The organism is Halorubrum sp. GN11_10-6_MGM, from assembly GCF_005435165.1.
Lineage (GTDB): Archaea > Halobacteriota > Halobacteria > Halobacteriales > Haloferacaceae > Halorubrum.
In genome coordinates, this window is record NZ_SGUC01000003.1 from 87,397 (window position 1) to 111,644 (window position 24,248).

The 24,248-nt window shown below is 71.1% G+C and carries 26 protein-coding genes and 2 tRNA genes; 16 read left to right on the forward strand and 12 right to left on the reverse strand.

Going from position 1 to position 24,248, the window contains the following annotated elements:
* The first annotated feature begins 117 nt into the window (after positions 1-117).
* From EXE46_RS02630 to pheA, 3 genes are all read left to right on the forward strand, one after another.
* Entirely contained in the window at positions 118-987 is an 870-nt protein-coding gene (locus EXE46_RS02630) for a CbiX/SirB N-terminal domain-containing protein (RefSeq protein ID WP_137686944.1), read from the forward strand.
* 2 nt (positions 988-989) lie between these two features.
* Entirely contained in the window at positions 990-2,183 is a 1,194-nt protein-coding gene (locus EXE46_RS02635; RefSeq protein ID WP_137686945.1) for a DR2241 family protein, read from the forward strand.
* Positions 2,184-2,253: 70 nt separating this feature from the next.
* A complete protein-coding gene (gene pheA / locus EXE46_RS02640) occupies positions 2,254-3,060 on the forward strand; it encodes a prephenate dehydratase (RefSeq protein WP_137686946.1) in 807 nt (268 codons plus the stop codon).
* A 463-nt stretch (positions 3,061-3,523) separates the two neighbouring features.
* Here pheA and cysS read toward each other — a convergent pair whose 3' ends face one another.
* From cysS to EXE46_RS02655, 3 genes are all read right to left on the reverse strand, one after another.
* Positions 3,524-5,029, reverse strand: a complete 1,506-nt coding sequence (gene cysS, locus EXE46_RS02645) for a cysteine--tRNA ligase (protein ID WP_137686947.1) — start codon at positions 5,027-5,029, stop codon at positions 3,524-3,526.
* 407 nt (positions 5,030-5,436) lie between these two features.
* A complete protein-coding gene (gene ilvA, locus EXE46_RS02650) occupies positions 5,437-6,699 on the reverse strand; it encodes a threonine ammonia-lyase (protein WP_137686948.1) in 1,263 nt (420 codons plus the stop codon).
* 142 nt (positions 6,700-6,841) lie between these two features.
* Positions 6,842-8,227: a deoxyribodipyrimidine photo-lyase gene (locus EXE46_RS02655; RefSeq protein ID WP_137686949.1), complete on the reverse strand. Its 1,386-nt coding sequence runs from the start codon at positions 8,225-8,227 to the stop codon at positions 6,842-6,844.
* 123 nt (positions 8,228-8,350) lie between these two features.
* Here EXE46_RS02655 and EXE46_RS02660 point away from each other — a divergent pair, with 123 nt between their 5' ends.
* The 4 genes from EXE46_RS02660 (at position 8,351) to EXE46_RS02675 (ending at position 11,048) form a co-directional block, all read left to right on the forward strand.
* Positions 8,351-8,899, forward strand: a complete 549-nt coding sequence (locus EXE46_RS02660; RefSeq protein WP_137686950.1) for an Hsp20/alpha crystallin family protein — start codon at positions 8,351-8,353, stop codon at positions 8,897-8,899.
* 94 nt (positions 8,900-8,993) lie between these two features.
* A complete protein-coding gene (hsp14, locus tag EXE46_RS02665) occupies positions 8,994-9,407 on the forward strand; it encodes an archaeal heat shock protein Hsp14 (protein ID WP_137686951.1) in 414 nt (137 codons plus the stop codon).
* Positions 9,408-9,565: 158 nt separating this feature from the next.
* Entirely contained in the window at positions 9,566-10,198 is a 633-nt protein-coding gene (locus EXE46_RS02670; protein WP_137686952.1) for a protein-L-isoaspartate(D-aspartate) O-methyltransferase, read from the forward strand.
* A 49-nt stretch (positions 10,199-10,247) separates the two neighbouring features.
* The gene (locus EXE46_RS02675; RefSeq protein ID WP_137686953.1) at positions 10,248-11,048 is read left to right on the forward strand and encodes a protein-L-isoaspartate O-methyltransferase; all 801 of its coding nucleotides are present in this window, start codon (positions 10,248-10,250) and stop codon (positions 11,046-11,048) included.
* Between the two features lie 32 nt (positions 11,049-11,080).
* On the opposite strand, the gene EXE46_RS02680 is transcribed toward EXE46_RS02675, so the two are convergent.
* Complete coding sequence (locus EXE46_RS02680; RefSeq protein ID WP_137686954.1) at positions 11,081-11,557, reverse strand: carboxypeptidase regulatory-like domain-containing protein; 477 nt, start codon at positions 11,555-11,557, stop codon at positions 11,081-11,083.
* A 143-nt stretch (positions 11,558-11,700) separates the two neighbouring features.
* On the opposite strand from EXE46_RS02680, the gene EXE46_RS02685 reads away from it, so the two are divergent.
* The 4 genes from EXE46_RS02685 (at position 11,701) to EXE46_RS02700 (ending at position 14,126) form a co-directional block, all read left to right on the forward strand.
* Complete coding sequence (locus EXE46_RS02685; protein WP_199234099.1) at positions 11,701-12,939, forward strand: ATP-binding protein; 1,239 nt, start codon at positions 11,701-11,703, stop codon at positions 12,937-12,939.
* A gap of 42 nt (positions 12,940-12,981) precedes the next feature.
* Positions 12,982-13,386, forward strand: coding sequence for a CrcB family protein (locus EXE46_RS02690; RefSeq protein ID WP_137686955.1), 405 nt, complete (start codon positions 12,982-12,984; stop codon positions 13,384-13,386).
* Positions 13,383-13,745 carry a CrcB family protein gene (locus tag EXE46_RS02695; protein WP_137686956.1) on the forward strand — a complete coding sequence of 121 codons (363 nt, stop codon included), beginning with the start codon at positions 13,383-13,385 and terminating at the stop codon, positions 13,743-13,745. Before EXE46_RS02690 ends, EXE46_RS02695 begins: the two co-directional genes overlap by 4 nt.
* Before the next feature lie 66 nt (positions 13,746-13,811).
* Complete coding sequence (locus EXE46_RS02700) at positions 13,812-14,126, forward strand: hypothetical protein (protein WP_137686957.1); 315 nt, start codon at positions 13,812-13,814, stop codon at positions 14,124-14,126.
* A gap of 79 nt (positions 14,127-14,205) precedes the next feature.
* Here the strand turns inward: EXE46_RS02700 and cca are convergent, their stop codons facing one another.
* Positions 14,206-15,687, reverse strand: coding sequence for a CCA tRNA nucleotidyltransferase (gene cca, locus EXE46_RS02705; protein ID WP_137686958.1), 1,482 nt, complete (start codon positions 15,685-15,687; stop codon positions 14,206-14,208).
* 158 nt (positions 15,688-15,845) lie between these two features.
* On the opposite strand from cca, the gene EXE46_RS02710 reads away from it, so the two are divergent.
* Together EXE46_RS02710 and EXE46_RS02715 are read left to right on the forward strand one after the other, a co-directional pair.
* Positions 15,846-15,918, forward strand: a tRNA-Asn gene (locus EXE46_RS02710).
* 69 nt (positions 15,919-15,987) lie between these two features.
* A tRNA-Ile gene (locus EXE46_RS02715) sits at positions 15,988-16,062 on the forward strand.
* Positions 16,063-16,142: 80 nt separating this feature from the next.
* Here the strand turns inward: EXE46_RS02715 and EXE46_RS02720 are convergent.
* The 3 genes from EXE46_RS02720 to EXE46_RS02730 all read right to left on the reverse strand — a co-directional run bounded on the left by EXE46_RS02720 (position 16,143) and on the right by EXE46_RS02730 (position 18,221).
* A complete protein-coding gene (locus tag EXE46_RS02720) occupies positions 16,143-16,601 on the reverse strand; it encodes an OsmC family protein (protein WP_137686959.1) in 459 nt (152 codons plus the stop codon).
* Positions 16,602-16,789: 188 nt separating this feature from the next.
* Positions 16,790-17,653: a TIGR01548 family HAD-type hydrolase gene (locus tag EXE46_RS02725; protein WP_137686960.1), complete on the reverse strand. Its 864-nt coding sequence runs from the start codon at positions 17,651-17,653 to the stop codon at positions 16,790-16,792.
* A 94-nt stretch (positions 17,654-17,747) separates the two neighbouring features.
* The gene (locus EXE46_RS02730; RefSeq protein ID WP_137686961.1) at positions 17,748-18,221 is read right to left on the reverse strand and encodes a UPF0146 family protein; all 474 of its coding nucleotides are present in this window, start codon (positions 18,219-18,221) and stop codon (positions 17,748-17,750) included.
* A 39-nt stretch (positions 18,222-18,260) separates the two neighbouring features.
* Between EXE46_RS02730 and EXE46_RS02735 the strand changes: the two genes are divergently transcribed.
* The 3 genes from EXE46_RS02735 (at position 18,261) to EXE46_RS02745 (ending at position 20,360) form a co-directional block, all read left to right on the forward strand.
* Positions 18,261-18,782: an archaemetzincin family Zn-dependent metalloprotease gene (locus EXE46_RS02735; protein WP_137686962.1), complete on the forward strand. Its 522-nt coding sequence runs from the start codon at positions 18,261-18,263 to the stop codon at positions 18,780-18,782.
* A 73-nt stretch (positions 18,783-18,855) separates the two neighbouring features.
* Positions 18,856-19,155, forward strand: a complete 300-nt coding sequence (locus EXE46_RS02740; RefSeq protein WP_137686963.1) for a DUF6432 family protein — start codon at positions 18,856-18,858, stop codon at positions 19,153-19,155.
* A 47-nt stretch (positions 19,156-19,202) separates the two neighbouring features.
* Positions 19,203-20,360 carry an aminomethyltransferase family protein gene (locus EXE46_RS02745; protein WP_137686964.1) on the forward strand — a complete coding sequence of 386 codons (1,158 nt, stop codon included), beginning with the start codon at positions 19,203-19,205 and terminating at the stop codon, positions 20,358-20,360.
* Positions 20,361-20,393: 33 nt separating this feature from the next.
* Here the strand turns inward: EXE46_RS02745 and EXE46_RS02750 are convergent, their stop codons facing one another.
* The 4 genes from EXE46_RS02750 to EXE46_RS02760 form a co-directional block, all read right to left on the reverse strand.
* On the reverse strand, positions 20,394-21,569 hold the full coding sequence (locus tag EXE46_RS02750; protein WP_137686965.1) for an inorganic phosphate transporter: 1,176 nt from the start codon (positions 21,567-21,569) through the stop codon (positions 20,394-20,396).
* A complete protein-coding gene (locus EXE46_RS17580) occupies positions 21,569-21,697 on the reverse strand; it encodes a hypothetical protein (protein ID WP_017342347.1) in 129 nt (42 codons plus the stop codon). Before EXE46_RS17580 ends, EXE46_RS02750 begins: the two co-directional genes overlap by 1 nt.
* Before the next feature lie 458 nt (positions 21,698-22,155).
* Positions 22,156-22,689, reverse strand: coding sequence for a metallophosphoesterase (locus EXE46_RS02755; RefSeq protein WP_137686966.1), 534 nt, complete (start codon positions 22,687-22,689; stop codon positions 22,156-22,158).
* A gap of 318 nt (positions 22,690-23,007) precedes the next feature.
* On the reverse strand, positions 23,008-23,991 hold the full coding sequence (locus tag EXE46_RS02760; RefSeq protein WP_137686967.1) for a replication factor C small subunit: 984 nt from the start codon (positions 23,989-23,991) through the stop codon (positions 23,008-23,010).
* Between the last annotated feature and the right edge of the window lie 257 nt (positions 23,992-24,248).

Below are 24,248 nucleotides of genomic sequence, written 5' to 3' on the forward strand. Positions count from 1 at the left end.
GATCGTTTCGGTCGGGCGGTCGCCGGAGCGCGCGGCTCCCTCGCCGTCGACGGCTCGGCGTTCCCGCCGTTCCGCAGCCTCCGAAGTCCCTAAGAGCGGCGCGGCCCCAGTACGGGTATGCAGTCGCTCGTCATCGTCGCGCACGGCTCCCACCTCAACCCCGAGTCGAGCGCGCCGACGTACGACCACGCCGACACGATCCGCGCCGCCGGTGCCTTCGACGAGGTCCGCACCGGCTTCTGGAAGGAGGAACCGCACTTCCGAGAGGTGCTCCGCACCGTCGAGGGCGACGAGGTGTACGTCGTCCCGCTGTTCGTCTCGGAGGGGTACTTCACCGAGCAGGTGATTCCCCGGGAGCTCCGGCTTGACGGCTGGGACGTCTCCGAGTGGGGCTCCGACGGCCTCTCCGCCGACCAGGCCACCCTCGTCGCCGAGGACATCGACCGGGAGGTCCACTACTGCGGTCCGGTCGGCACGCACCGCGCGATGACCGACGTGATCGTCCGGCGCGCGGAGTCGGTGACGGACGACCCGGACGTCGGCGAGGGGTTCGGCCTCGCGGTCGTCGGCCACGGCACCGAGCGCAACGAGAACTCGGCGAAGGCGATCGAGTACCACGCCGACCGGATCGCCGAGCGCGACCGCTTCGACGAGGTACAGGCGCTGTACATGGACGAGGAGCCGGAGGTCGACGATCTCCCCGACCACTTCGAGAGCGACGACGTCGTCTTAGTCCCCCTGTTCATCGCCGACGGCTACCACACGCAGGAGGACATCCCGGAGGACGTGGGGCTCTGCGAGGACCACACCGAGGGGTACGACGTGCCCACCGAGGTCGACGGCACCCGGATCTGGTACGCGGGCGCGGTGGGGACGGAGCCGCTCATGGCCGACGTGGTCTTGGAGCGCGCCGCCGACGCCGGCGCCGACCTCGGGGCCGCGCTCGACGACGTGCGCGAGACGACCCGCGTCGCCACGGGGGACTGAGCGTGGTCGACGCTTCCTCCGCGACCGACGGCGGCGAGCGCGACGATGCCGGAGCGAGCGACGACGAGCCCGCGGTCCCCGCGGTCGACCTCCCGGGCGACGCGTTCGACGCGGTCCTCGACGCGCTCGCCGACCGCGACCCGGGCGAACCGCTCCGATTCGAGGGGTTCAGCGTCGCGCGCGGCGACGAGGGGGGCTACGTCCTCGCCGACAGCGACCGGTCGACGCGGCTTGGGGAGGGCGAACTCCACGAGGCCCTGTCGGAGCGCGCCCCGGCGGTCACGGACTGGTACGCCTTCGAACGCGTCGTGGGCGAGTTCGGGCCGCGGCGCGCGTTCGTCCGCTGGATCGAGGACGCCGACGGCGAGACCGTCGCGACCCGATACGCGGCGCTCGCCGAGGGGATCGAACGCGCGTGGGGCGAACTCAAAATAACCGCCACGGTCACTGACCGCGGCGAGCGCCGGTACGACGTGCGCCACGCCGACGACGCCGGCGTCGCGGTCGACGAGCTTGAGGTCCACGACGATCCGCTCGACGCGCGCGACCTCGTCACCTACGACGAGAAGGGGCGGTACCGCCCGCTCAAGACGGCGCCGTCGCTCGCGGGCGGCTGGGCGTTCCCCGATCTCGGTCCGCGCGACCTCTACGAGACGGTCGAGACGGTCTACCCCGCGACGGTCGCCAACTGGCACCGCGAGCGCGAGGGCGAGCTCGACGTGAACCACTGGCGGGAGACGATGGAGCGCCAGTCGGGCATCTACGGCGTCGTGAAGACGTGGGACCGCGGCGAGGGCCACGAGCACGTCGACTGGGTCGCGGAGGCCTGTTGCGACGACTCGCAGTGTCTCAAGCGCCGGGAGTGGGAGTACGACGACGAGACCGACCTCGACGTCGACGGCGGCGACGGCGTCTTTCCCTGCCGCGAGCCCTGCTCCGTCGTCGTGTCGGCCGCGCGGAAGTGGACGCGATTGGAGAGCGAGCAGGAGCGCACCTACGAGTTCGAGCTGACGCCGAGCGAGAAAGAGCAGGTCGAGGACATCGTCGACGCGGTCGCGGACGGCCGGGTCGACGAGATCCGGGAGGCGGACACGAAGGAGGGCGCGAACCGCTACCGGACGCGCTTCCTCCGCGCCAAGCGGTTCGACGACGAGGGGAACCTCGGCGGCGTGCCCACCGAGTCGGACGACGAGTAGCGCCCCGATCTCCCTCGAAGCATCGCCGCGCCCCGCAGGCTTTTCTCGCCGCCCCCAGTACGGTGGGGTAATGAACGCCGTCACGCTGGGCCCCGCCGGCACGTACTCGCACCGCGCCGCGCGCTCCGTCGCCGCCGAGGTGTCGTTCCGGGAGTCGGTCACCGCGATCGTCGACGCCGTCGCGAGCGGCGAGTTCGAGCGCGGCGTCGTCCCCATCGAGAACAGCATCGAGGGCTCCGTCACGGAGAGCCTCGACGCGCTCGCCGACTACGACGTCTCCGTCACCCGCGAGGTCGTCACGCCGATCCGCCACGCCCTCCTCGCGCAGGACGACGAGTTCGAGGTCGTCGCGAGCCACTCGCAGGCGCTCGCGCAGTGTCGCAACTGGCTCGAAGCCAACTACCCGGACGCCGGGCTCGAAGCGGTCGCCTCCACCGCCCGCGGGGTCGAGCGCGCCCGCGAGGACGCCCGCGTCGCCGGGATCGGGCACCCTGACAACGCCGGCGACGACCTCTCGATACTCGCGGCGGACATCCAGGACCGCACCTCCAACGCGACCCGCTTCCTCGTCGTCGCGCCCGAGTCCGCGCGCTCTGACGCCGGCGGAAAGACCACGCTGATCGTCTACCCGAACGCGAACTACCCCGGCCTGCTGCTCGAACTCCTCGAAGCCTTCGCCGACCGCAACCTCAACCTCTCGCGGATCGAGTCGCGCCCGAGCGGCGAACGCCTCGGCGACTATCTGTTCCACTTCGACGTGGACGCCGGCCTCTACGAGGACCACATGGCGAAGGCGGTCGAGGACATCGAGGCCATCGCGGACAACGGCTGGGTGAAGGTGCTCGGCTCGTACGATACCGAGCACGTATTGGACTGAGGTCTGAGCCACGGAAGGCGGCGACTCGACACCGCCGATCCGATATTTAAATGGGCAGCTCCGACGATAGCAACCGTTTATAAATGGACGCGGCGGTGCGGTGGCGCGCGCCTCCGAGCGGCCGCCTCCAGCGGCCGTGAGGAGCGCGTGCGAGGGAGTCAGCCGGCCGGAGCGAAGCGGAGGCCGGCTGACGAGGCTGGGGAGGTGTGAGGTGCTGTGCGGAGCGGTGCGGGGCGGGACTCAAAGGGGCAGCCGCGATCGGCGAACCCCAGCGACGCAAGCACCGGAGGGAGCGAGCAGCGCGAGCGACTGAGGAGCGCAGCGAGCTGTGGGAGCCGATCGCGGCTGGGGCTTTGGCGGTGTTCCTTGTCGATCCGCTGGCAACTGTTTATTAGTAACTGCTCGGAGGCTCAGTGATTCTCGCCGTTCCAACGGCTACTTCCGTGAACGTGGGAACTTCGCTTTATTCGAACCGGTACGTCGCGCCGTCCGGGCCGTCTTCGATCTCGACGCCGACCTCACGGAGCGCGTCCCGGAGCTCGTCGGCGCGCTCGTAGTTGCCGGCCTCCCGTTCGGCCTCGCGCACGTCCAACACGAGCTCGACCAGCTCGCCCGCCAGCTCCACGTCGCCGTCGCTCGCCGTCTCGAACTGGAGGCCGAGCACGTCGCCGCCGAGGTCGTCGAACGCCTCGACCGCCTCGCGGAGCCCGCGGTAGTCGTAGGCGGCCTCGGCGTCACCGGTCGCGCCCGCGTCCTCGACCGCGTCGACGTGGCGGTTCACCGCGTCGGTGAGGTCCAAGAGCGCCGCGGTCGCCTCCCGGAGGTTCAGATCGTCGTTCATCGCGGCCGCGAACTCGTCGCGCGCGGTCTCGACCGCGTCGCGGAGCTCGTCGTCCTCGGATTTGGCGCGGGCCGCGGTCGAGTCCAGCGCCTCGACGGTGCGGTCGTAGGTCCGCGAGAGGCGCTCCCAGCGCTCCTCGGCCTCCGCCATCGTCTCCTCGGTGAGCGCCTGCTCGGAGCGGTAGGCGGCGCCGGCGTAGAAGGTGCGGATCACGTTGACGCCGAGTTCCTCCAAGGCGTCGGGCACGGTCCAGAAGTTGCCGATGGAGGAGGACATCTTCTCGCCGTCCATCGCCAGTAAACCGACGTGGAGCCAGTGGCGCGCGAACGTCTCGCCGGTGGCCGCCTCCGACTGGGCGATCTCGTTTTCGTGGTGCGGGAAGACAAGATCGCGCCCGCCCATGTGGACGTCGAGCGTGTCGCCGAGGTGCGTCGTCGACATCGCCGAGCACTCCACGTGCCACCCCGGGCGGCCCTCGCTCCACGGCGAGTCCCACGTCTCGCCCGCGGGCGTCTCCGCGCCGTGGTCGTGTTTCGCGTGCTCGCGCGCCGCGGTCTCGCTCACGCCGTCGGCCTTCCACAGCGCGAAGTCAGCCGGGTTGCGCTTCTCCGAGCGCTCGTCGGGTTCGCCCTGCGCTTCGAGCGCGTCGACGTCCTGGTTCGAGAGCTTCCCGTACTCCTCGAACGCGGTCACGTCGAAGTAGACGGAGCCGTTCGCCTCGTAGGCGTACCCCTTCTCGACCAGCGTCTCGACGAGGTCGACGATCTCCGGGACGTGTTCCGTGACGCGGGGGTACACCTCGGCGCGCAAAAGGTTCAGCCCCCGCATCGCGTCGAAGGTGGTCACGGTGAACGTCTCGGCCACGTCGCGCTCCGCGGCCCACTCGTCGCGCTCGCCGACGCGGGCGGTGATCTTCTCGTTGACGTCGGTGACGTTCTCGACGTGGCGCACGTCGTACCCCTCGTGTTCGAGCCACCGGTGGAGCACGTCGGCGTGGAACCACAGCCGGGCGTGGCCGAGGTGCGGGTCGTCCGACACCGTCAGGCCGCAGACGTACAGCGTGACGTCGCCGTCGGCCGTGAACTCGACGCGCTCGTCTTCGAGGGTGTCGGTAACGACGAGACTCATTACGAGCCCGTTGCCGGAGTGAGCGTTTTAAATCGTCGGATCGAGCGAGACGGAGACATCGCGCCCGCCGCCGGTTCGCTCGGGTGTCCATCGTCGGCATCGACGTCGGCCGATGGCGGACACCGCCGAAGCCCCGACTGCTCGGCGAGACGTGACCGCCGCAGCGACCACCGCCAAAGCCCCGGCCGCGAGGACACCGGACGCTCGTTGTGTTCCTCACTCGGTCGCTCCGCTCCCTCGTTACGGTGCTCACGTCGCCTCCGGTGTCCTCGCGGCCGCCCCTTTGAGTCCCACCCCGCACAGCACCGCAGCCTCACACCTCCCCAGCCTCGCGCGGTGCTCCTCGGCCGCAAAGCGGCCTCGCCGGCACGCGCCACCGCAGTTTTGTTTATAAATAAACGACTCCCTCAGGACTCCCGCGTCGTCCACTCAACCGCGTAGCCCGCCTCGCGCACCGCCGTCAGGACGCGGTCGACGTGCGCCGGACCGTTCGTCTCCACCTCGAACACGAGGTCGGCGTCGCCCACGGGCAGATCGGGGTGACTGCGCTCGTGGCGCACCGTCCGGATGTTCGCGCGCTCCCCCCCGATCAGGGTCGCGATCTCGCCCATCGTGCCGGGCGTGTCGTCGATGCGGACGGAGAGCTCGATCAGCTGGTCGCGGTCGACCAGCGCGTGCGTCACCACCTCCTTCAGCGTCGTCACGTCGATGTTGCCTCCGCACAGCAGCGGCACGACCGTCTCGCCGCTCAAGTCGAGCTCCTCGACCGCGTCGTCGTTCAACAGGGCGGCCGCGGCGGTCGCGCCCGCGCCCTCGACCATCTGTTTCGCGCGCTCTAAGAGTAGCAGGATCGCGCTCGCCACGTCGTCGTCGCTCACGACGACGGTCTCGTCGAGGTGCGCGTCGAGCAGCTCGAAGGTGAGCTCGCTCAGCCCGCCGGTCGCGATCCCGTCCGCGATGGTGTCGGGCTCGTCCCGCCTCACGAGCTCGCCGGCCGCGAGACTCTCCGCGAGCGTCGAGGCGCCCTCCGTCTGGACCCCGACCACGCGCGTCTCCGGCGACCGCGCCTTCACCGCGGTCGCGACCCCGCCCGCGAGCCCGCCGCCGCCCACCGGGACGAGGACGGTGTCGACGTCCGGCACCTGGTCGAGCACCTCCAGTCCGAGCGTCCCCTGCCCGGCGACCACGTCCCGGTCGTCGAACGCGTGGACGAACCGCGTCCCGGGGTCGTCGGTGAGCGTCTGCGCGTGCGCCATCGCCTCGGGGAACGCGCTCCCGCGGAGGACGACCTCGGCGCCGTACGCGCGGGTGGCCTCGATCTTCGCCGCGGGCGCCGACTCCGGCATCACGATCGTCGCGTCGATGCCGGCGTCCGACGCCGCCAGCGCCACCCCCTGCGCGTGGTTGCCCGCGCTCGCGGCCACGACGCGTTCGATCGCGGACTCGTCGGCATCCCGATCTGACTCGCCGATCGCCAGCGAGATCGCGTTGTACGCGCCGCGCGTCTTGAACGAGCCGGTGCGCTGGAGGTGTTCCATCTTGAGGCGCACGTCGGCGCCGCACCGCTCGCTCAGCGACCGGCTCCGCTCGACCGGCGTGCGCTGGACGATGTCGGTGCCCGTGAGGCGCCCGGCGGCGGCCTCGACGTCGTCGATCGTAACGGAGGACATGCCCGCGGTGTTTGCCGGGTCGCGTGAAAAGGACTCGGATACGAAACCGCGTTACTGCGCCGGTCTGATCCCCGAACGCCTCCCGGTCAGCGTTTTCCGATCCGCTCTTTCCGATTCACGTTCCCCGAATCGCGTTCCCCGATCAGCGCTTCCCGAGCGCCTCCTCGAAGACCCGCTGCGCGCGCTCGTACCCCTCGTTCCGGTCGACGATCGGGTGGTGGTAGTCCGGCGCCAACTCCTCGCGTTCCCCCCGCGAGAGCGTCGGCCAGTCGACGACCTTCCCGGCCGGCACGTCGGCGAGCTCCGGCACGTAGGCTTTCACGAAGCGCGCGTCCTCGTCGTACTTCGCCATCTGGCTCACCGGGTCGAAGATGCGGACGTCGACGGAGTCGGTCCCGGTCGAGGCCGTCCACTGCCACGCGCCGTGGTTCGAGGCGTAGTCGTGGTCGATCAGCTGCTTCGTGAAGTAGCGCGCGCCGCGCCGCCAGTCGATCAGGAGGTGTTTCGTCAGGAAGCTCGCCACCACCTGCCGCGGGCGGTTGTGGACGTACCCCTCCGCGTTCAGCTGCCGCATCCCGGCGTCGACGAGCGGGTAGCCGGTCTCGCCGCGCGCCCACGCCTCGAAGGCCTCGTCGTCGTCGCGCCACGCGATCTCGTTCGGGAACGATTTGTAGTTCGAGACGGCCAGGTCCGGGGTGTAGTACAGCAGGTGGTACATCTGTTCGCGCCACGAGAGCTCGTAGCGGTACTTCTCGACGTTGCGGCGCTCGCCGCCAGTCACGGCGTCGTAGACGTCGCTCGCGCCCGCCCACAGCTCCCGGATCCCGATCGCTCCCGTCGCGAGGTACGACGACATCCGTGAGACCGCGTGTGTCGGCGCCTCGACGGCTCGCGCGAGGTCGTCGCGGGTGTCGTTGTACGAGGTGATCCCGTAGTCGAGGAACTCGTCGAACCGCTCGCGCGCCGCCTCGTACCCCGCCTCGGGGAGGTCGATGTCGGCGTCCGGTTCGGGAACGGTCTTCCCGTCGCGCACGGCCGCCAGCGCGTCCGCGTCCGGCTCCGCGTACGGCCCCCGCTTCGGGACGGCCTCCCAGTCGTCGTGGAACCGGCTGTGGTTGGGGTAGCGCTCGTCGAGCCGGCCGGGGTCCACCAGCACGAGGTCGGTCCGCGAGTCCGTCTCGACGCCCGCCCCCGCGAGCGCGTCCTCGACGGCCCGCTGTCGGTTCCGGCGGGCCGGCCGGTAGTGGTCGTTGTAGAACACCGTCTCGGCGTCGTACTCGTCGGCGAGATCGACGAGTACCTCGTCGGGGTCGCCGGCGCGAACGACCAGATCGCTTCCGAGTTCGCGGTACCGATCCTCCAGCCGCTTCACGTGGCGGAGGAAGAAGGCGCGCTGTCGCGCGCCGACCGTCGCGAGCAGGTCCGAATCGTACACGAAGACGGGGACGACCGCTCCGTCCCGCGCCGCGGCCGCGAGGCCGGCGTTGTCCCGCGTCCGCGCGTCGCCTCGGTGCCAGAACAGGCGCATGCGATCGGCAGGGGCGCCAGCGGATAGTGTCTGTCGCCGTCGCCCCGCCGCGCTCCTCGCCGGCGCGCCGACCTCCTCTCCCGCCAGTACGTTCAAGACGCTCCGCCACGAATCCTGTCCTGTATGACACGACGAGATCCCTTCGACGAGATCGAGGACCTGCTCGAACGGATGGGCCGCGAGTTCGAGGAGCTCGGCGGCACGCTGGAGGGGACCGGCCCCGAGGTCCCGCGGTTCCCCGGCGCCCGCGACGTCGACGTCGACGTGATCGAGGACGACGAGTCGATCACCGTCGTCGCCGACCTCCCGGGATTCGACGCCGACGACGTCGACGTCGAACTGCGCGACGACGCGCTCGTGATCGCGGGCTCCCGCGAGGAGTCCACCGACCTCGCCGTCGACGACGCGGCAGACGATCCCGACGCGGGCGACGATCTCGACGCGGCAGACGATCCCGACGCGGGCGACTCGGACGACGCCGTCGAGGGCGCCGACGAGGTCCGCTACCATCGACGCGAGCGGCGTCTGCGGTCCGTCTCCCGCCGCGTTCCGATCCCCGAGCCCGTCGAGGCCGACGCCGCGACGGCCTCTTTCGACGCCGGCGTGCTCACCGTCACGCTCCCCAAGCGCTCGCCCGACGACGACCGCGGCCACACGATCGACGTCAGCTGATTCCGACGGGGTCGCACGCCTCGATACCGGCCGCGAGATAGCACGCGTCAATCGCTGTTTAATACCTCACGACGCGTTCTACATACTGATTCTCATGAACGCCACCAATCCCTTCGACGAGATCGAGCAGTTCTTCGGCCGCACCCCCCTCGGCGGCGACCGAGCCTGGGGCCGCGACCTCCGGACCGCCGACATCGACGTCACCGAGTACGACGACGAGTTCGTCGTGATGGCCGATCTCCCGGGCTTCGACCGCGACGGGATCGACGTCCGCGTCGACGACGGTCGACTCGCGATCGCCGCCGAGCGCGACGCGGAGCGCGAAGACACCGACCGACGCTACATCCGGCGCGAGCGACGCCACGAGTCCGTCACCCGCACCGTCGACCTCCCGGCGACCGTCCGCCCCGAGGACGCGACTGCGACGTACCGGAACGGCGTCCTCACCGTCACGATCCCGCTCGACGCGATCGACGCGGACGAGGGCCACCGGATCGACGTGAACTGACCGCGCTGACGTGAACTACCCTGACCGCGCTGACGTGAGCTGCCCGCGGCGGCGCGAATCAACGGACTCGGGACGAACCGCCCCCGTTTCGGGGCGAACCGGTCCCCGTTTCACCTCCGGCCGATGCTTTCTCCACGCTCCCCGTGGTAACTAGCCGCATGAACGACGCCGACCGCGCGGTCGCCAGACGCGAACTGGTGAGCGCGCTCCGCGACCGTCTCGACGCGAGCGAGCCGGTGCTGTCGGCGATCGGCGCGGTCCCGCGCCACGAGTTCGTCCCGGCGGCACAGCGAGCGTCGGCGTACGCCGACCGCCCGCTCCCGATCGGGCACGATCAGACGGTCAGCGCGCCGCACATGGTCGCGCTGATGACAGAACTCCTTGACGTCGCGCGCGGCGACCGCGTCTTCGAGGTCGGGGCCGGCTGCGGCTACCACGCCGCGGTCGTCGCCGAGCTCGTCGGCCCTGGGAACGTCTTCTCGGCCGAGCGCGTCCCGGAGCTGGCCGCGGACGCCCGCGAGCGACTCGCCCGCCTCGGCTACGACGTGACCGTCGCGACCGGCGACGGGCGCGAGGCGTTCGCCGACGAGGCCCCGTTCGACGCCGCGTATCTCACCTGTGCGGCGCCCGAGGCGGTCCCGGACGCAATCGTCGACCGCGTCCGGACGGGCGGCCGAGTCGTCGCTCCCGTGGGCGAGGACCGCGGGCAGCGGCTCGTTCGGCTCACGGTCCGGGAAGACGGGGTCGACCGCGAGGACCGCGGCGGCGTGCGGTTCGTCCCGATGCGGTAGCCGACCCGCCGAACGCACAGTTTTAGACGACCGAGTTCTGAGACCAGCCATGGACGACGCATCGCTCAGGGCGGACATGATCGAGGGGCTCGAACACCAGCTCGGCGAGCCCATCGAGCCGCCCGTGTTGACCGCGCTCCAGCGCGTCTCGCGTGACCCATTCGTCGACGACTCGCCCGGCGGCACCGTCGACGGCGACGACCCGCACTCGCTGTCGCTCGCGACGCTGGTCCGGCTCGTCACCGCGCTCGACGCCGAGGAGGGGGATTCCGTCCTCGTCGTCGGCGCCGGAGTCGGGTATTCGGTCGCGATGCTCGCCGAGATTGCGGGCGCGCAACGCGTCCACGCCGTCGACATCGACCGCACGGCCGTCGTCGCCGCGAGGTCGAACCTTGACGCGGCCGGCTACGGCGCGGTCCTCGTCGACCGCGCGGACGGCGCCGACGGGCTCCCGGCGTACGCACCGTACGACCGGATCCTGATCGAAACCGCCGTGGTCGAGCCCCCGCACGCACTCTGCGAGCAGCTGGCACCCGGCGGCCGGATCGCCTACCCGCGCGGCGCGGGCGTCCAGACGGTCGCGGCGATCGAGCCGATATCCGACGCGAAAAGGGACCCGACCGCTCCGACCGAGACGGACGCCGACGGGAGCGAGGACCCGGCGCCGGCGGGGTTCGAGACGGTCGAGACGTACGGACCGACGCGACTCCAACCGATGCTCGTCGACGGTGAACAACCCGGAACGGAGCGGAACCGAACGCGGCGGGAGGACGCCGAACGCGCCGAGCGCGGCCGTCAGCGTCGACACGGCTGGGAACAGGACTGGATCGACTGGGACGACCAGCTCTGACCGGTCCGCCCCGCTCTCTTCCGATCGCCCCGTCACTCCTCGACGACGAGCACCTCGGTGTTCCCCCGCTCGTCGACGTAGTCGCCCTCCGCCGGTGGCTTGATATCGATCGTGAGCGTCCCGTCGGCCTGATTCGGTCCGAGTTCGGGGTCGACGTCGACGCTCGCGACGCCCTCGCCGTTCGTCTTCGCGGTGACGACGCCGTCTATCTGCGCGGAGCCGCCGCGAACGATGACCGTCGCGTCCGCGACGCGGGAGCCGTCGGGGTCGACGACCGCGACGTCGATCGACTGGTCGCCGGGCGTGGTCACCTCCGGCTGCGGCTGCGCGTCGAGCTCGGTCGCGGCCAGTCCGTCGATGTCGCCGATCATTCCCATCATCACGCTGAGACTGGCGACGCCGACGACCAAGGCGATAACGAGACGGACCGGAAGCCCCTCGATGGCACGGGTGTCGGTGCTGAACGTCCGGCGGTTCGCGGTGCGCGAGTCGTGTGTTCGATCGGACATACGACCCGCTGGCCGCGGCATTACTTATAAAGAATCGGACGGATCGGACCGCAGCGAGACGGGACCTGCGGATTCGCTCGACGCCGACCCGACGGACGCGGTCTCCCGAGCGTTTTTATCCGATCCCCGGGCCACCCGGCCGCGTGTACGTACTCGGTCGCGACGAGACGGACGCCGACCGCGACGGCGGAAACGCCGACCGCGACGATGAAACCGCCCACGCAGGCGGGGCCAAGCGCAGCGAGGGGGCCGACCGCCACGTTGAGGAGACCGATCGCCACGACGAGGGGTCCGACCGCCACGGCGATCGCCCGCCCCACACCGCCCGAATCGGGTCCTTCCTCGCCCGCGACGGGAGCGCCGGCGCTCCCGTCGGGATCGACATCGACCGTCCGCACGCGGGCGTCATCTTCGGCAAACGCGGCACCGGGAAGTCGTACACGCTCGGCGTCCTCGCCGAAGAACTGGCCGACGCAGACGGCGTCGTCCCGATCGTCGCCGACCCGATGGGCGTCTTCGGTGGCCTCGACGCGGCCGGCGGCCGAGTCGTCGACCCCGCGGTTCGCCCCGCCTCGATACCGCCCTCGACGTGGCCGGACCTGCTCGGCCTCGATCCCGAGAGCGGACCGGGAAGCCTGGTCTGGCGCGTCGTCGCGGACGCGGTCGACGGCGGCGAGGAAGACGCGGCCGGGGTCGGCGTTTCCCAGACAGACGGCCGACCGTCCCCGTCGCTCGCCGCGCTCCGCGAGGCGGTCGACGCGGCCGACGCGCCGGCGGAGACCCGGCGCGCCGCGGCGAACCACCTCCGGCTGGCGGCCTCGTGGGGCGTCTTCGACGCCGACGCGCCGCCGGTCGCGTCGCTCGCGGTCGACGGGGACCCCGCCGTGCTCGACCTCGCCGGCGTGCCCGACGTCGCCGCGGCGGCCGTCGTCCGCGCGGTCGCTCGCGGGCTCTACGACGCTCGGGTCGCCGACGACTCTCCGCGGCTCCCGTGGCTCCTCGTCGACGAGGCGCACGCCTTCTTCGACGGGATCGCCGAGCCCGCGCTCCGGACGCTCCTCACTCGGGGGCGCGCACCCGGCGTCTCGCTGGTCTGTGCGACCCAGCGCCCGGCCGCGTTACCGAGCGTCGCCGTCTCCCAGTCCGACCTCCTCGTCTCCCACCGGCTCACCGCCGCGCGCGACGTCGACCGACTGGCCGAGGCGGAGGCGACGTACCTCGCCGACGACCTCGCCGCGCGGCTCCCCGAAGGAGTCGGCGAGGCGCTCGTCGTCGACGACGCCACCGAGACGGCTCACACGGTCCGGGTCCGGGAGCGACGCACGCCCCACGAGGGGGAGAGCCCCCGTGCGAGCCGGCTGTCGAACGCCGAACCTCGGTGAGCGGGACAGAACGCACAAACCCTCTCGGCCTCACTCACGCCCATGGAACGGACGCCGTACGGTTTTCTGCTGGTCGCGGTCGGCGGGTTCCTCGGCGCGGTCGCTAGGTACGCGGTCGACGTCGGTGTCGCGGGCTTCCTCGCCGCGGGAGTCGCCGGTGACGGTCTCGCGGTCCTCGGTGGAGCCCCGTCCGGCGCTGGGACGCTGGTCGCGAACGTCGCGGGATCGTTCGCGCTCGGACTCCTTTTACCGCTCGCGTCGAACGACCGGGTCCGCCTGTTCGTCGCCACCGGCGCGCTCTCGTCGTTCACGACGTACAGCACGTTCGTCGCCGACGCGGTCGCGCTCGGGACGCCCGCCGGCGCCTGGTTCGTCGCCGTCAGCTACGTGACCGGATTCGCCGCGGCCGCGCTCGGTCTCGCGGTCGGGGGGAGGATTCAGGGGTGACCGCCTCGCCGGTCTTCGCGACCGCCCTCGTCGGCGTCGGCGGGGCGCTCGGCGCCGTCTCCCGGCACGCGGTCGGCCTCCGCGTCGAGGGGGGCCGGTCGGTCCTCCTCGTCAACGCGCTCGGCAGCTTCGCCCTCGGCGCCGTCTCCGCCGGGCCGATAGGGTCGACGGCGGCGCTGCTCTTCGGCGTCGGCTTCTGCGGCGCGTTCACGACGTTCTCGTCGTTCGCGGTCGGAACCGTTCGCGCCGCGAGCGAAAACGGCGCCCGCGCCGCCGCGACGGTCGCGGTGTCGAATCTCGCGGCCGCGCTCGTCGCGTTCCTCCTCGGCTCGCTCCTCGTCGGAGCGAGCTTCGGGTGACCGTCGACCCCCGGTCCCGGCTCGGGAAGCGATAGGTACAGCATCCTTCGGCCCGTATCCGAGGCCGTGACCGACACCGACCGCTCCGTCGACGCCGAGTCGACCGATCCGGCCGACTCGGACTCCCTCTCCGACGGCGTCGAGCCCGAGAACGTCCCCGAGTTCGGCGACCTCTCGATCCCCCAGCGCGCGTTCGTCGCCGCCGCGCAGAACCCCTCTCGCGGGCTGCTGGTCGTCGGCCTGTTCGCGTTCGCGCTCGCCTTCTACGCCGCGTTCTGGCTGTCGTTCCCCCGCGCCGCCGGGCTCCTCTCGGCGGTCGCGCTGATCGTCGTCGCCGTCGCGGCGGTCGTCTACTGGCTCCTCGACCGCGTCTCTCGCTGAGTCTCCTGCCTCGTCGGCGCACGGTTCGACCGGCCGCGCGCCGACCGTCCCGCGAGGTGACCGTTCCGCGGCCGCGACCTCACGGCCGCGGCTCGTAGAACTCCCGGAGCGGTCGGCCGAACGCGGGCGCGAGCGTCGCGACCGCCTCGCCGACCAACACGTCGCGGTCGGCGAACGCCGGCTCCACCCGCGCACCGAGCGCCACGTCGCCCGCGGCCTCGCTCTCCAAGTACTCCCGTACGGTTGCGAACTCCCGCTCGCGCTCGACAACGTACCGGTCACCGTCGATGAAGGGACCGTAAGTGTCCGGGTCGACGTCGTCGACGTACGACTCGTAGAAGCTCGCGGCGTGTTTCCGGACCGCGACCGGCGGCCCCTCGTGGCGCTCGACTACCGGGCGCTCCGTCACCTCCAGTTCCGCGTACAGCGCGGCCCGAACCTCCTCGTTCGACCGTCCGGCGTCACCGGACTCCGCGACCCCGTCCGCCTCGGTCCCCGTCACCGACTCCGTTCCCGTCATCGACTCCGTTCCCGTCACCGACTCCGTTCCCGTCGCCGCCTCTGCGTCCGTCATGGCGCGCGCTCGGAGCACGTCGAAGCCGCGGTCGTTCAACCCCCCGACGATCCCGTCGAGCGAGCGCCGGAGCTGCGGCCACAGCTGGTCGTCGACCACGTCGGGGGCGTCGAAGACGACCGCGACCGGGGTCGTGCCCCGCCGATCGAGATGCGCACGCACCGCTTTGGAGTCGAGCGGTTCCGGTGCCTCCGGCTCGAAGAGCGCCTCGCTCGGGGCCGCGAGCAGCTCCCGCGCGTAGTGCTGGAACCGCGCGAGGTTCGTCGCCGACAACACCGCGGCGACGTTCCGCGTCGGGTCGGTCGGATCGACGACGACGAGCGGGTCCTCGAACGTCCGCTCGGCGTGTCCCTCCGGGTCGAACTCCACCGGCGGGTGCCAGCTCCGTGCCGACTCGACGAGCGGGACGAACCCGCCCAGTTCCAACACGAGCAGCTCCGTGAGATACCCCGAAAAGCCCTCCGTGCGGAGGTCGCTGCCGTACGCGCCGATCCCCTTCAGGAACGCCTTCGCCAGCACCACGTCGGCCGCGAGGTCGTCGTCGAGCCGCGCCGAGAGGTACGCGTCGTGGAAGGGGGTGCGGTCGACCGCGGAGACCAGATCGCCGGCCGTCTCCACGTCGTGACAGGGGACCAAATCGACGTCGAACCCCTCGTAGCTCCCCTTCACGTACGGGTGCTCCGCGTACTCCTCGTGGCCGTCGGGCAGGACCGCGTGGCCGATTTCGAGTCCGTACTCCTCCAGCTGCGCACGGTCGAGGTCGGCGTCGAACCGGACGAAGAGGTCGATGTCGCGGTCGCCCGCGACCCACGTTCCTCGCGCGGTCGACCCGACTTGGACCACGTCGGCGTCGACGGGGAGGTCGGCGATCGCCTCGCGGGTCCGGTCGGTCAGCGTCGCGGCCGCCGCGCTCAGGCGCTCGCGCTCGCCCGGCTCCGGGAGGACGCGCTCGCGGACCCGCGACAGCACCGCCTCCAGATCGTCCATACCGAACGGTCTCGCGGTCCGGCCGAAAACGTGTCGGTCGGATCGGTGCCGGAGCGGTACGCACTTTGGCGCCGTTTCGACGCTATTTGGGCAGTCGGATTCCCGCAGTCGGGCGGAAACGAAAGCCCTATCAAAACAACGCGAATACTCGGAGATGAGCCGAAGTAGCTCAGTTGGTAGAGCGCCTCGCTGTTAACGAGGCGGTCCCAGGTTCGAGTCCTGGCTTCGGCGCCTTCTGCTTTCAGCCGCTTCGTCGCGAGTCGGTACGCTAAAAAACGTCTCGGCCGTACCGACGAGTACGGGCCTTTAGCTTAGTCCGGTTAAAGCGACTCGCTCATAACGAGTTGATCGCCGGTTCGAATCCGGCAGGGCCCATCGTTTCCCCACTCGCTCCCGATCGCTTTTGCCCGTGGTAGCTGCCCGACCAATCGGGAAGACCGGTCGAACGCCGCCGCCTACTCCCCTCGAAGCGTCACGTCGGTCGGGGTCTCGTTCGCGAGGTTGTCGCTCACCGGACAGCGCTCCTCGACGGCGGCGGTGAACTCGGCGAGCGCGTCGTCGTCGACGTCGCCGGCGAAATCCACATCCACGGTCGCCTCCACGCCCTGGTAGCCGGCCCGGGGCTCCTCGGTCCGACCGAGGTGTTTGCGGGGGTCGAACTCGCCGGCGACCTCGACCTCGACGCCCTCGACGTCGAGGTCGTAGTCCGGCGCCACGGCGCGGACGGTCGCGTTGAGACAGCCGGTCCAGGCCGCGAGCAGGTACTCGATCGGCATCGCGCCGGCGTCGCCGCCGCCCATCGCCTCGGGGTCGTCCATCACCAGTTCGTGGTCGCGGGCTCGGGCGACGAACTTCGACTCGCCGTCGCTCTCGCCGCTGACCGCCATCCGCTGCGTCGCGTTGGCGTCACTCATTACCCGTACTACCGTCCCAGCGGGCATAAAACGTCAAAATCGGGCGGTTTAGTGCCGCCGACCGTGACGCGCTGCTATCGCGCGAACGTCGCCGATGGAGGGTGTAAAGTCGGAAGCGGCGGCGTTCGACGCTCAGTTCTGCCGCGACGCGTTACGGATACCGGCGAGTTCCGCGAGCGCGCCGCCGGCTACTCCAGTAGCTCCACCAGTTCGTTCACGTCCTTGACGACCGCGTCGGCGCCGGCGTCGGCGAACTTCTCGCGACCCGATTCACCCGTGAGTCCGCCGGTCAGGACGCCGATCCCGTAGTAGACCCGGGTTTCGTCAGCCTCGTCGGCGTTGCGCGCGGTCCGCACGTCGTCCAAGGTGTCGCCCGCGAACGCGACCCGCTCGGCGTCGAACCGCTCCGCGAGCTCGACGAGCGCCCGGGGGTGCGGCTTCCCCGCCTCCCAGTCGTCCATCGTGAACCGGCGGTCGTCGGGCACGTCGAGGCCGACACGCTCCAGCGCGATGTCGGCCTCCGCCGCCGGTCGACCGGTGAGGACGCCCACGTCGAACCGTCGGGTCAGGTCGTCGATCGTCACGGGGTCGACGAGCGTCGGCTCGTCGTGGATGTAGCCGTCGGCTTCGATCGGCGGTTCGCCGCCCTCCAGTTCGCGGTACAGCTCCGAGCCGAGGTACAGCGCCTGGAACGTCTCGCGGAGCGCGTCGCGGTCCCACTGGTCGCGGACGCGGGCCTGTGCGACCCGCGGGAGGTCGCCGACGACCTCCTTCGCGGCGTCGAGGCCGCCACCAAGTTCGCGGACGCGGTCGGTGAACTCGGCGACGTCCATTCGGAGCCCCTCGCGGCGGGCCAACACGAACAGCGCGGCCGCGTCCGTCAGCTCCCAGTCGTTGTTGAACCCGCCGGCGTCCTTGAACGCCTGAACCGTCTCCCGGTCGATCGGCTTGCCGCAGACTCGGTCGACCGACTCGAGGATAGCCCGCCGGTAGGAGTCCGCCACGTCGACCAACACCCCGTCGATGTCGAGGACGACTGCGTCGACCTGCATACCGCTACGCCGACTGGCGGCGGAATGAACGTTCGGGTTCGCGGCCGACGTCGCCGGTTCGCGGGGCGAGGCGGTCGGCGCTGGTCCCCCCGCGTCACCGCGCGACGTACACCGTGGTCCCCGACTCCGTCGACCGCTCGCGAACGTCGACGATCGGCTCCTCGAACCCGAGCGTGGTGAACAGGCAGGCGGCGTCGAGGCGCTCCGCCAGCGCGACGGTCGGTCGCTGAAGCTCGGCGGGGAGGTTCCGCGCGTAGACGGCGTCAAAGCCGTCCTCGAACGCCTCAAGGCCGAGCGCGTCCCGCACGCCTCGGTCGTCGTCGGCCGCCGCCAGCGCGGTCACGTCCGCAGTGACGACGCGGAGGGCTCCCGCGCTCGACGGCCGGGTCGCAGCCGCCGCGCCGCGCGCTTCCTCGCTCGCGTCGACGTCGATCGCGACGACCTCGCGACCCCGGTCCGCGAGCGTTCGTGCGACCTCCGGCCGCCGGCCGACGCCGATCTCGATCACCCGCTCGTATCCGTCGAGCGCGCCCGCGAGCGCCCGCTCCGACGGCGGTGGTTGTGCCACGGCGCGGCCTTTATGACCGCGGCGGTCAAAAGCGGTTCTATGCTCGTGGACATCGTCCCGGTCGGGGAGGTCACCCCCCAAGTGAAACGGGAGGCCTCCGGTGCGCTGCGTTCCGTGTACGACTGCGACGTGACGGTCCACGACGATCAGGCGATCCCAGACTCCGCGTTCGACGCCGACCGCGGCCAGTACCGCGCCGAGGACCTCATCGAGACGGTCACCCGCGTCGGCGGCGGCGAGAAGAACATCGGCATCACGCCCGAGGACCTCTACTACCGGCGCCGGAACTACGTGTTCGGGCTCGCGTACCTCAACGGGAGCGGCTCCGTCATCTCCACGCACCGCCTCCGAACCTCCTCCGACGGCGGCGTCTCGACCAAGCCCGCGGTCGACGTCTTCGGCGACCGCGTCCGCAAGGAGGTCGTCCACGAGATCGGCCACACCCTCGGGTTGGAGCACTGCGACAACAGCAAGTGCGTGATGTCGTTCTCTCCGACCGTCCGCGAGGTCGACGTGAAAGAGGAGAACCTCTGTGGCACCTGCTCGCGGCTCGTCCGCTGACGCGGCGCGCTTTCGGGTCGAGTCCTTTCCTCCCGCCGGTAGACGTAAAGTCCGCCCCGTACAAGGGACACGTATGGCCGCAAAGCCGGAATACCGCGACCGGCCGGACGTCGAGGTCGCGCTGCTCGACGCGCTCGTCGACCGCGGCGACGAGGGGATGACCGTCCTCGAACTTCGCGCGGCCGTCGACGCCGATATCGACGCCGTCGAAGAGGCGCTCTCGACGCTGAAAGAGGACTCGCTGATCACCGTCGAGTCCGAGGAGCGCGTCCGGGTGTACGCCCACGACAAGGTCGTTCCGGACCCGGAGGCGCCGGACGACGACCCGTCGGAGAGTCTCGTCGACGCGATCCGCGACCGGCTCGGACTGTAGCCGCCGGAGACGGCGGCCTTTTGGCCCTCGATCGCGTTTCTCCGACCATGACGCTCGTCTCCGGCACCCACGACGCGCACGGCGCCGCGTACCGCGACCGCGGCGGCCGAGAGGTCGTCGACCACTACGGAAAGCCCGTCCGCGTCGGCAAGGCGGTCCGCAACGTCGCCGGCGTGATCGAGATGGGATACGGCGTTCTCGCCGTCAGGGGGGCCGATCGCGTCGAGTTCGTCGACAATGCCGTCTCGAACCGCGTCCCGACCGCGGACGGCGAGGGGACCTACGCCCTCCTGCTCGACCCGCAAGGCGGGATCGAGACGGACATGTACGTGTACAACGCCGACGAGCGGCTGCTCGTCTTCCTCCCGCCGGAACGGGTCGAGTCGGTCGCAGCCGACTGGGCGGAGAACGTGTTCATCCAGGACGTCGAGATCGACGACGTGACCGAGGAGTTCGGCGTGTTCGGCGTCCACGGCCCCAAGTCGACCGAGAAGGTCGCCTCCGTCCTCGGCGGGCCGGGCGCGCCGGAGGGGCCGCTCTCCTTCGTCCGCGGCTCGATGGTCGACGCCGGCGTCACGGTGATCGCGACGGACTCGCCGCTGGGCGAAGAGGGGTACGAGATCGTCTGCGCCGCCGCCGACGCGGGCGACGTGTTCGACACCCTGATCAACCGCGGCCTCAACGCGGCCCCGTTCGGCTACCGGACGTGGGACGCGCTCGCGACCGAGGCCGGCACCCCCCTCTTCGAGTACGAGCTGGCCGGGACGGTCCCGAACGTCCTCGGCCTCCGGAACGCGCTCGACTTCGAGAAGGGGTGTTACGTCGGGCAGGAGGTCGTCTCCCGCGTGGAGAATCAGGGCCGCCCGAGCCGGCGGCTCGTCGGCCTCGAACTCGACGGGCTCGCCGAGGCCGTCGCCGGCGTCGACGCGAACGCCGACCCCGAGGAGATCGACGCCGCGCTCCCCGACGCCGGCGCGGCCGTCTTCGACGGCGACGAGGCGGTCGGCGAGGTCACTCGGGCCACGATCGGCCCCGCGACGGATGCCCCGCTCGCGCTCGCGCTCGTCTCGTTCGACGCCGCCCTCGGGGCGGTCGGCGTCCGCCTCGACGGCGAGGAAGTCTCCGCTACCGCCGTCGACCTCCCGTTCATCGACGGGAGCGCTCGGTCGGCGCGGCTACCGGCGTACCCGGAGCTGCGCGCCTGAGGTGCCCGTCCCTCGGTCGGTCGGGTGCGGCCCTCACACCACGAAGTCGACCGCGGAGTAGAGGCCGAACCCGATCGTGAACGCGCCGACGAGCGACCCGACCCACGCGAGGACGGTGTACCCCATCTTCCGCCGGCTCACGCCCGCGTCGCCCGCGGCGTAGCCCGCGCCGACGATCGCCGAGACGATGATCTCGTTGAACGAGACCGGGATCCCGAAGGCGACGGCGGTCTGCGCGATCGCGAACGACGGGATGAGCGCCGAGATCGACCGCCGCGGGCCCATCGAGGCGTAGTCCTGCGCGAGCGCCTTGATCATCCGCGGCGCGCCCGTCCACGACCCGGCCAGCAGCCCGACGCCGCCGCCGACGAGCAGCGCCCACAGCGGGACGCCGACGTCGCCGAAGATCGGGACGAGCGGACCGATCGCGAGGCCGACCTGCGACCCGCCGGCCGAGAACGCGACGAGACCCCCCATCGCGAGCAGAAAGCGCCGCTGGGCGCCCTCGCGGTCGCGGCCGAGGTCCGCGTACACGGCGACCGCGATGAGGGCGGCGATCGCGAGGCTCACCGCGGCGGGACCGGCCCCGCCGATCCCGAGCCCCGACCCGAGCACGCTCGCGACCGACGCCTGTTCGCCGGCGGGCCCGAGCAGCGCGAACCCGACGTTCGCGAGGATCCCCCCGACGATCCCGGCGAGCGCGGCCGTGAGCGGTCGCTCGGGGAGCGACTCGCCGATGAGTCCCCGAGCGACGCCGTAGGCGACTCCGCCGCCGACGAACGGCGTGAGCACCCACAGCGTGGCGATCTCGGCGTACTTCGGCCACGCCGGGTCGCCGCCGAGCGCGAGGCCGACGCCGACGACCGCCCCGGTGACGGTGAACGCCGTCGCGATCGGGTACCCGGCGAACACGCCGATCGCGACGAGCGCGGCGGCGGTGACGAGCGCGACGATGGCCGCCGCGGCCGTGAGCGTCACGCCGCCGATCAGTTCGGTGCCGACAGCCTCCGTCACGTTCGCGCCCTGGAGGATCGCGCCGAGCAGCCCGAGGACGCCGACGACGAGCCCGGCCCGCATCACCGAGATGGCGTTCGCGCCGACGGCGGGCGCGAACGGGGTCGACCCGGACGATCCCGCGCCGATCGACCACGCCATGAAGAGGCTGGCGGCGGCGGCGACGACGAGCGTCCCGGCGGTGACGAGGACCATCAGTTCCGCCCGTCGTTGTACCCCTCGTTCAGCCCGGCCACCGTGCGCCGGACGAGGAGGAACCCGAAGAAGAACAGCCCGAGGAGACCGACCAACAGGAGCACGAACAGCGGCTGGACCGGGAGCATAGGCGTGAATCCGTCGGAACGCGGTTATAAGTTTCGAGGCGAGCGGTCGCGCGACGCGCCGAATTCACCCGCCGGCGGGCGATCGGATCCGTGACTAAAACGCGCTTTTGTCCCTCAGCCACGTATATGTCGGTACCCGCACTACGTGTAACTGCGACCCCCGCTTCGGCCCTCACACGCTCGAACCGCCGGCCGACCGTCGGCTCGTCGGACTCGCACCCCGCTCCCTGCCCGGTCCGGTTACCCCTCCCCGGTCGACCAGCGACCGACAGCCGGCGCCGACACCCGCACCGATCCGGGTCCTCCGTTACGCCCTCCACCGCGCACACGACCGTCGGCCGGTCCGGCCGTCTGCGGGGCGTCGCGACCGGTCTCCGCCGACGCGACGGCGACCCACTCGACCCGCTTCTCTCGCCGGCGACTCCCCAGTACGCTTCTCGTGACTCGGCCAGTCTCCGTTACTCGCGGGCTCCGCCCTCGATCCGGAACGTCTCGAAGACCTCACCGCTCGGCGTCACCAGCTTCCCGTCCAGCGCGTTCTCGGCCCCGCCCTCGTCCGGCGTCAGCTCCGCGTGCGCCGGGCGGTTCCCGCGCGGCTGGGCGTGGCTCCCCGGGTTCAGTATCGGGAGCCCGCCCGAGTCGTCGAACCGCGGGCGGTGGCTGTGGCCGCAGATCACGGCGTCGCCGTCGCGGCCGCGACCGAGCATGACGAGCCCCGCGTCGCCGCTGCGATGGCGGTGCGTAACCGCGAACCGAACCCCGGCGTACTCGACGGTCCGCACCTCGGGGACCCGGTCGCGGATCGCGGCGTCGTCGTTGTTGCCGTAGACCGCGCGGAGGCTCGCGGCGGCCGACCCAAACGCGTCCAACACCGGCTCGCGGTAGAAGTCGCCCGCGTGGATCACCAACTCCGCCTCGCGGACCGCTTCGGCGGTCCGCCCCTGGAGCCGCGACTCCTCGCGTGCGTGCGTGTCGGAGACGACGACGAGCATACCACTGCTCGGTGCCGGCGTGATTTAAAAAGCGCGTCCGCCGCGGTGGCGCGTGCCTGCGAGCGGCCGCCACCGGCGGCCGCGAGTCAGCACGCGCGAGGGAGTCGGCCGACCGGAGGGAGGCCGACGAGGCTGGGGAGGCGTGAGGTGCCGTGCGGTCGCGGTCGGGTGGGACTCAAAGGGGCAGTCACCGGCGGCGAAGCCGCCGGTTGCCCGTGACGCGTAGCGCCCTCGCGGCTGGGGTTTTGGCGGTGTTCGTCATCCGTCCGCGCCGACTGTATATAGAAGAACGAGCGGAGATCCGGTCCCAGTCTATTGCTATTCGTCCAATGAGAGCGCCGCGAGCAGCGACTCCAGTTGGACCTGCTCGTTGGCGCCCTCCGCGATCCGGTAGTCGGCCTCGCCGATGCGCTCCATGAGCCGCACCGCCTCGCGCTCGCTCAGCTCGAACTCCCAGACGGAGCGGTGGAGCTGGTCGATCACGTCCCCGCCCGCCATCCCGGTCTCCGTGAGCAGCGTGTCGAGCGTCGAGCGCGCCCGCGCGAAGTCACCGTTCAGCGCGTCGGTCACCATCGACTCGATCTCCTCCGGGCGGGCCGTCGCCGTGATCGCGTACACCGCCTCCTCGTCGACGACGTCGCCGGTCGTCGCCGCCGCCTGAAGCGAGTTGATCGCGCGGCGCATGTCGCCGTCGGCCGCGTACACCAAGGCGTCGACGCCCGCGTCGGTCACCTCGATCCCCTCCGCGGACGCGATCTCGCGGACCATCCCTCCGACCGCCTCGTCCGACAGCGGCGAGAACCGGAAGACGGCGCAGCGCGACTGGATCGGGTCGATGATCTTCGACGAGTAGTTACACGAGAGGATGAAGCGAGTGTTGTCGGAGAACTGCTCCATCGTCCGGCGGAGCGCAGCCTGTGCATCATCTGTGAGTGAGTCGGACTCGTCGAGAAACACGATCCGGAAGTCGCCGCCGAACGACGAGCGCGCGAACCCCTTGATCCGGTCGCGGACGACGTCGATCCCGCGCTGGTCGGAGGCGTTCAGTTCGAGGAAGTTACCGCGCCAGTTTTCTTCCCCGTAGATTTCACGGGCGATGGCGGTGGCCGCGGTGGTTTTCCCGACGCCTGCAGGCCCCGAAAAGAGCAGGTGGGGAACGTCGTCCTGCGCGATGTAGCTCTGGAGGCGCTCGACGATCTCTTCTTGCCCGTGGATGTCGTCGAGCGTCTGCGGCCGGTACTTCTCGATCCAGATCTCCCGACCGGTGGCGGTCGCGGCCTGCTGCTCGTCGGCCTCGCTCATTGCCGGATCGGAGGGTCGGTGGGGTGATAAACGAACCGAGACCCATCGCGGTCGCGGCGGGACGCGACGGAGTCCCCGGACTCGGTGACGAGCCCCGCCCGACGATCACTCGCTCCGCGAGACGCGCTGGAGTTCGTCGGCGAACACCCAGACGCCCATCAACACGCCGAGCGGAACGACCACCTCGGCGATCTCCCGCGACACCGGCAGCTCCGCGACGTCCGGGACGCAGGCCGTCGTCGGCGCGCGTCGCGCCG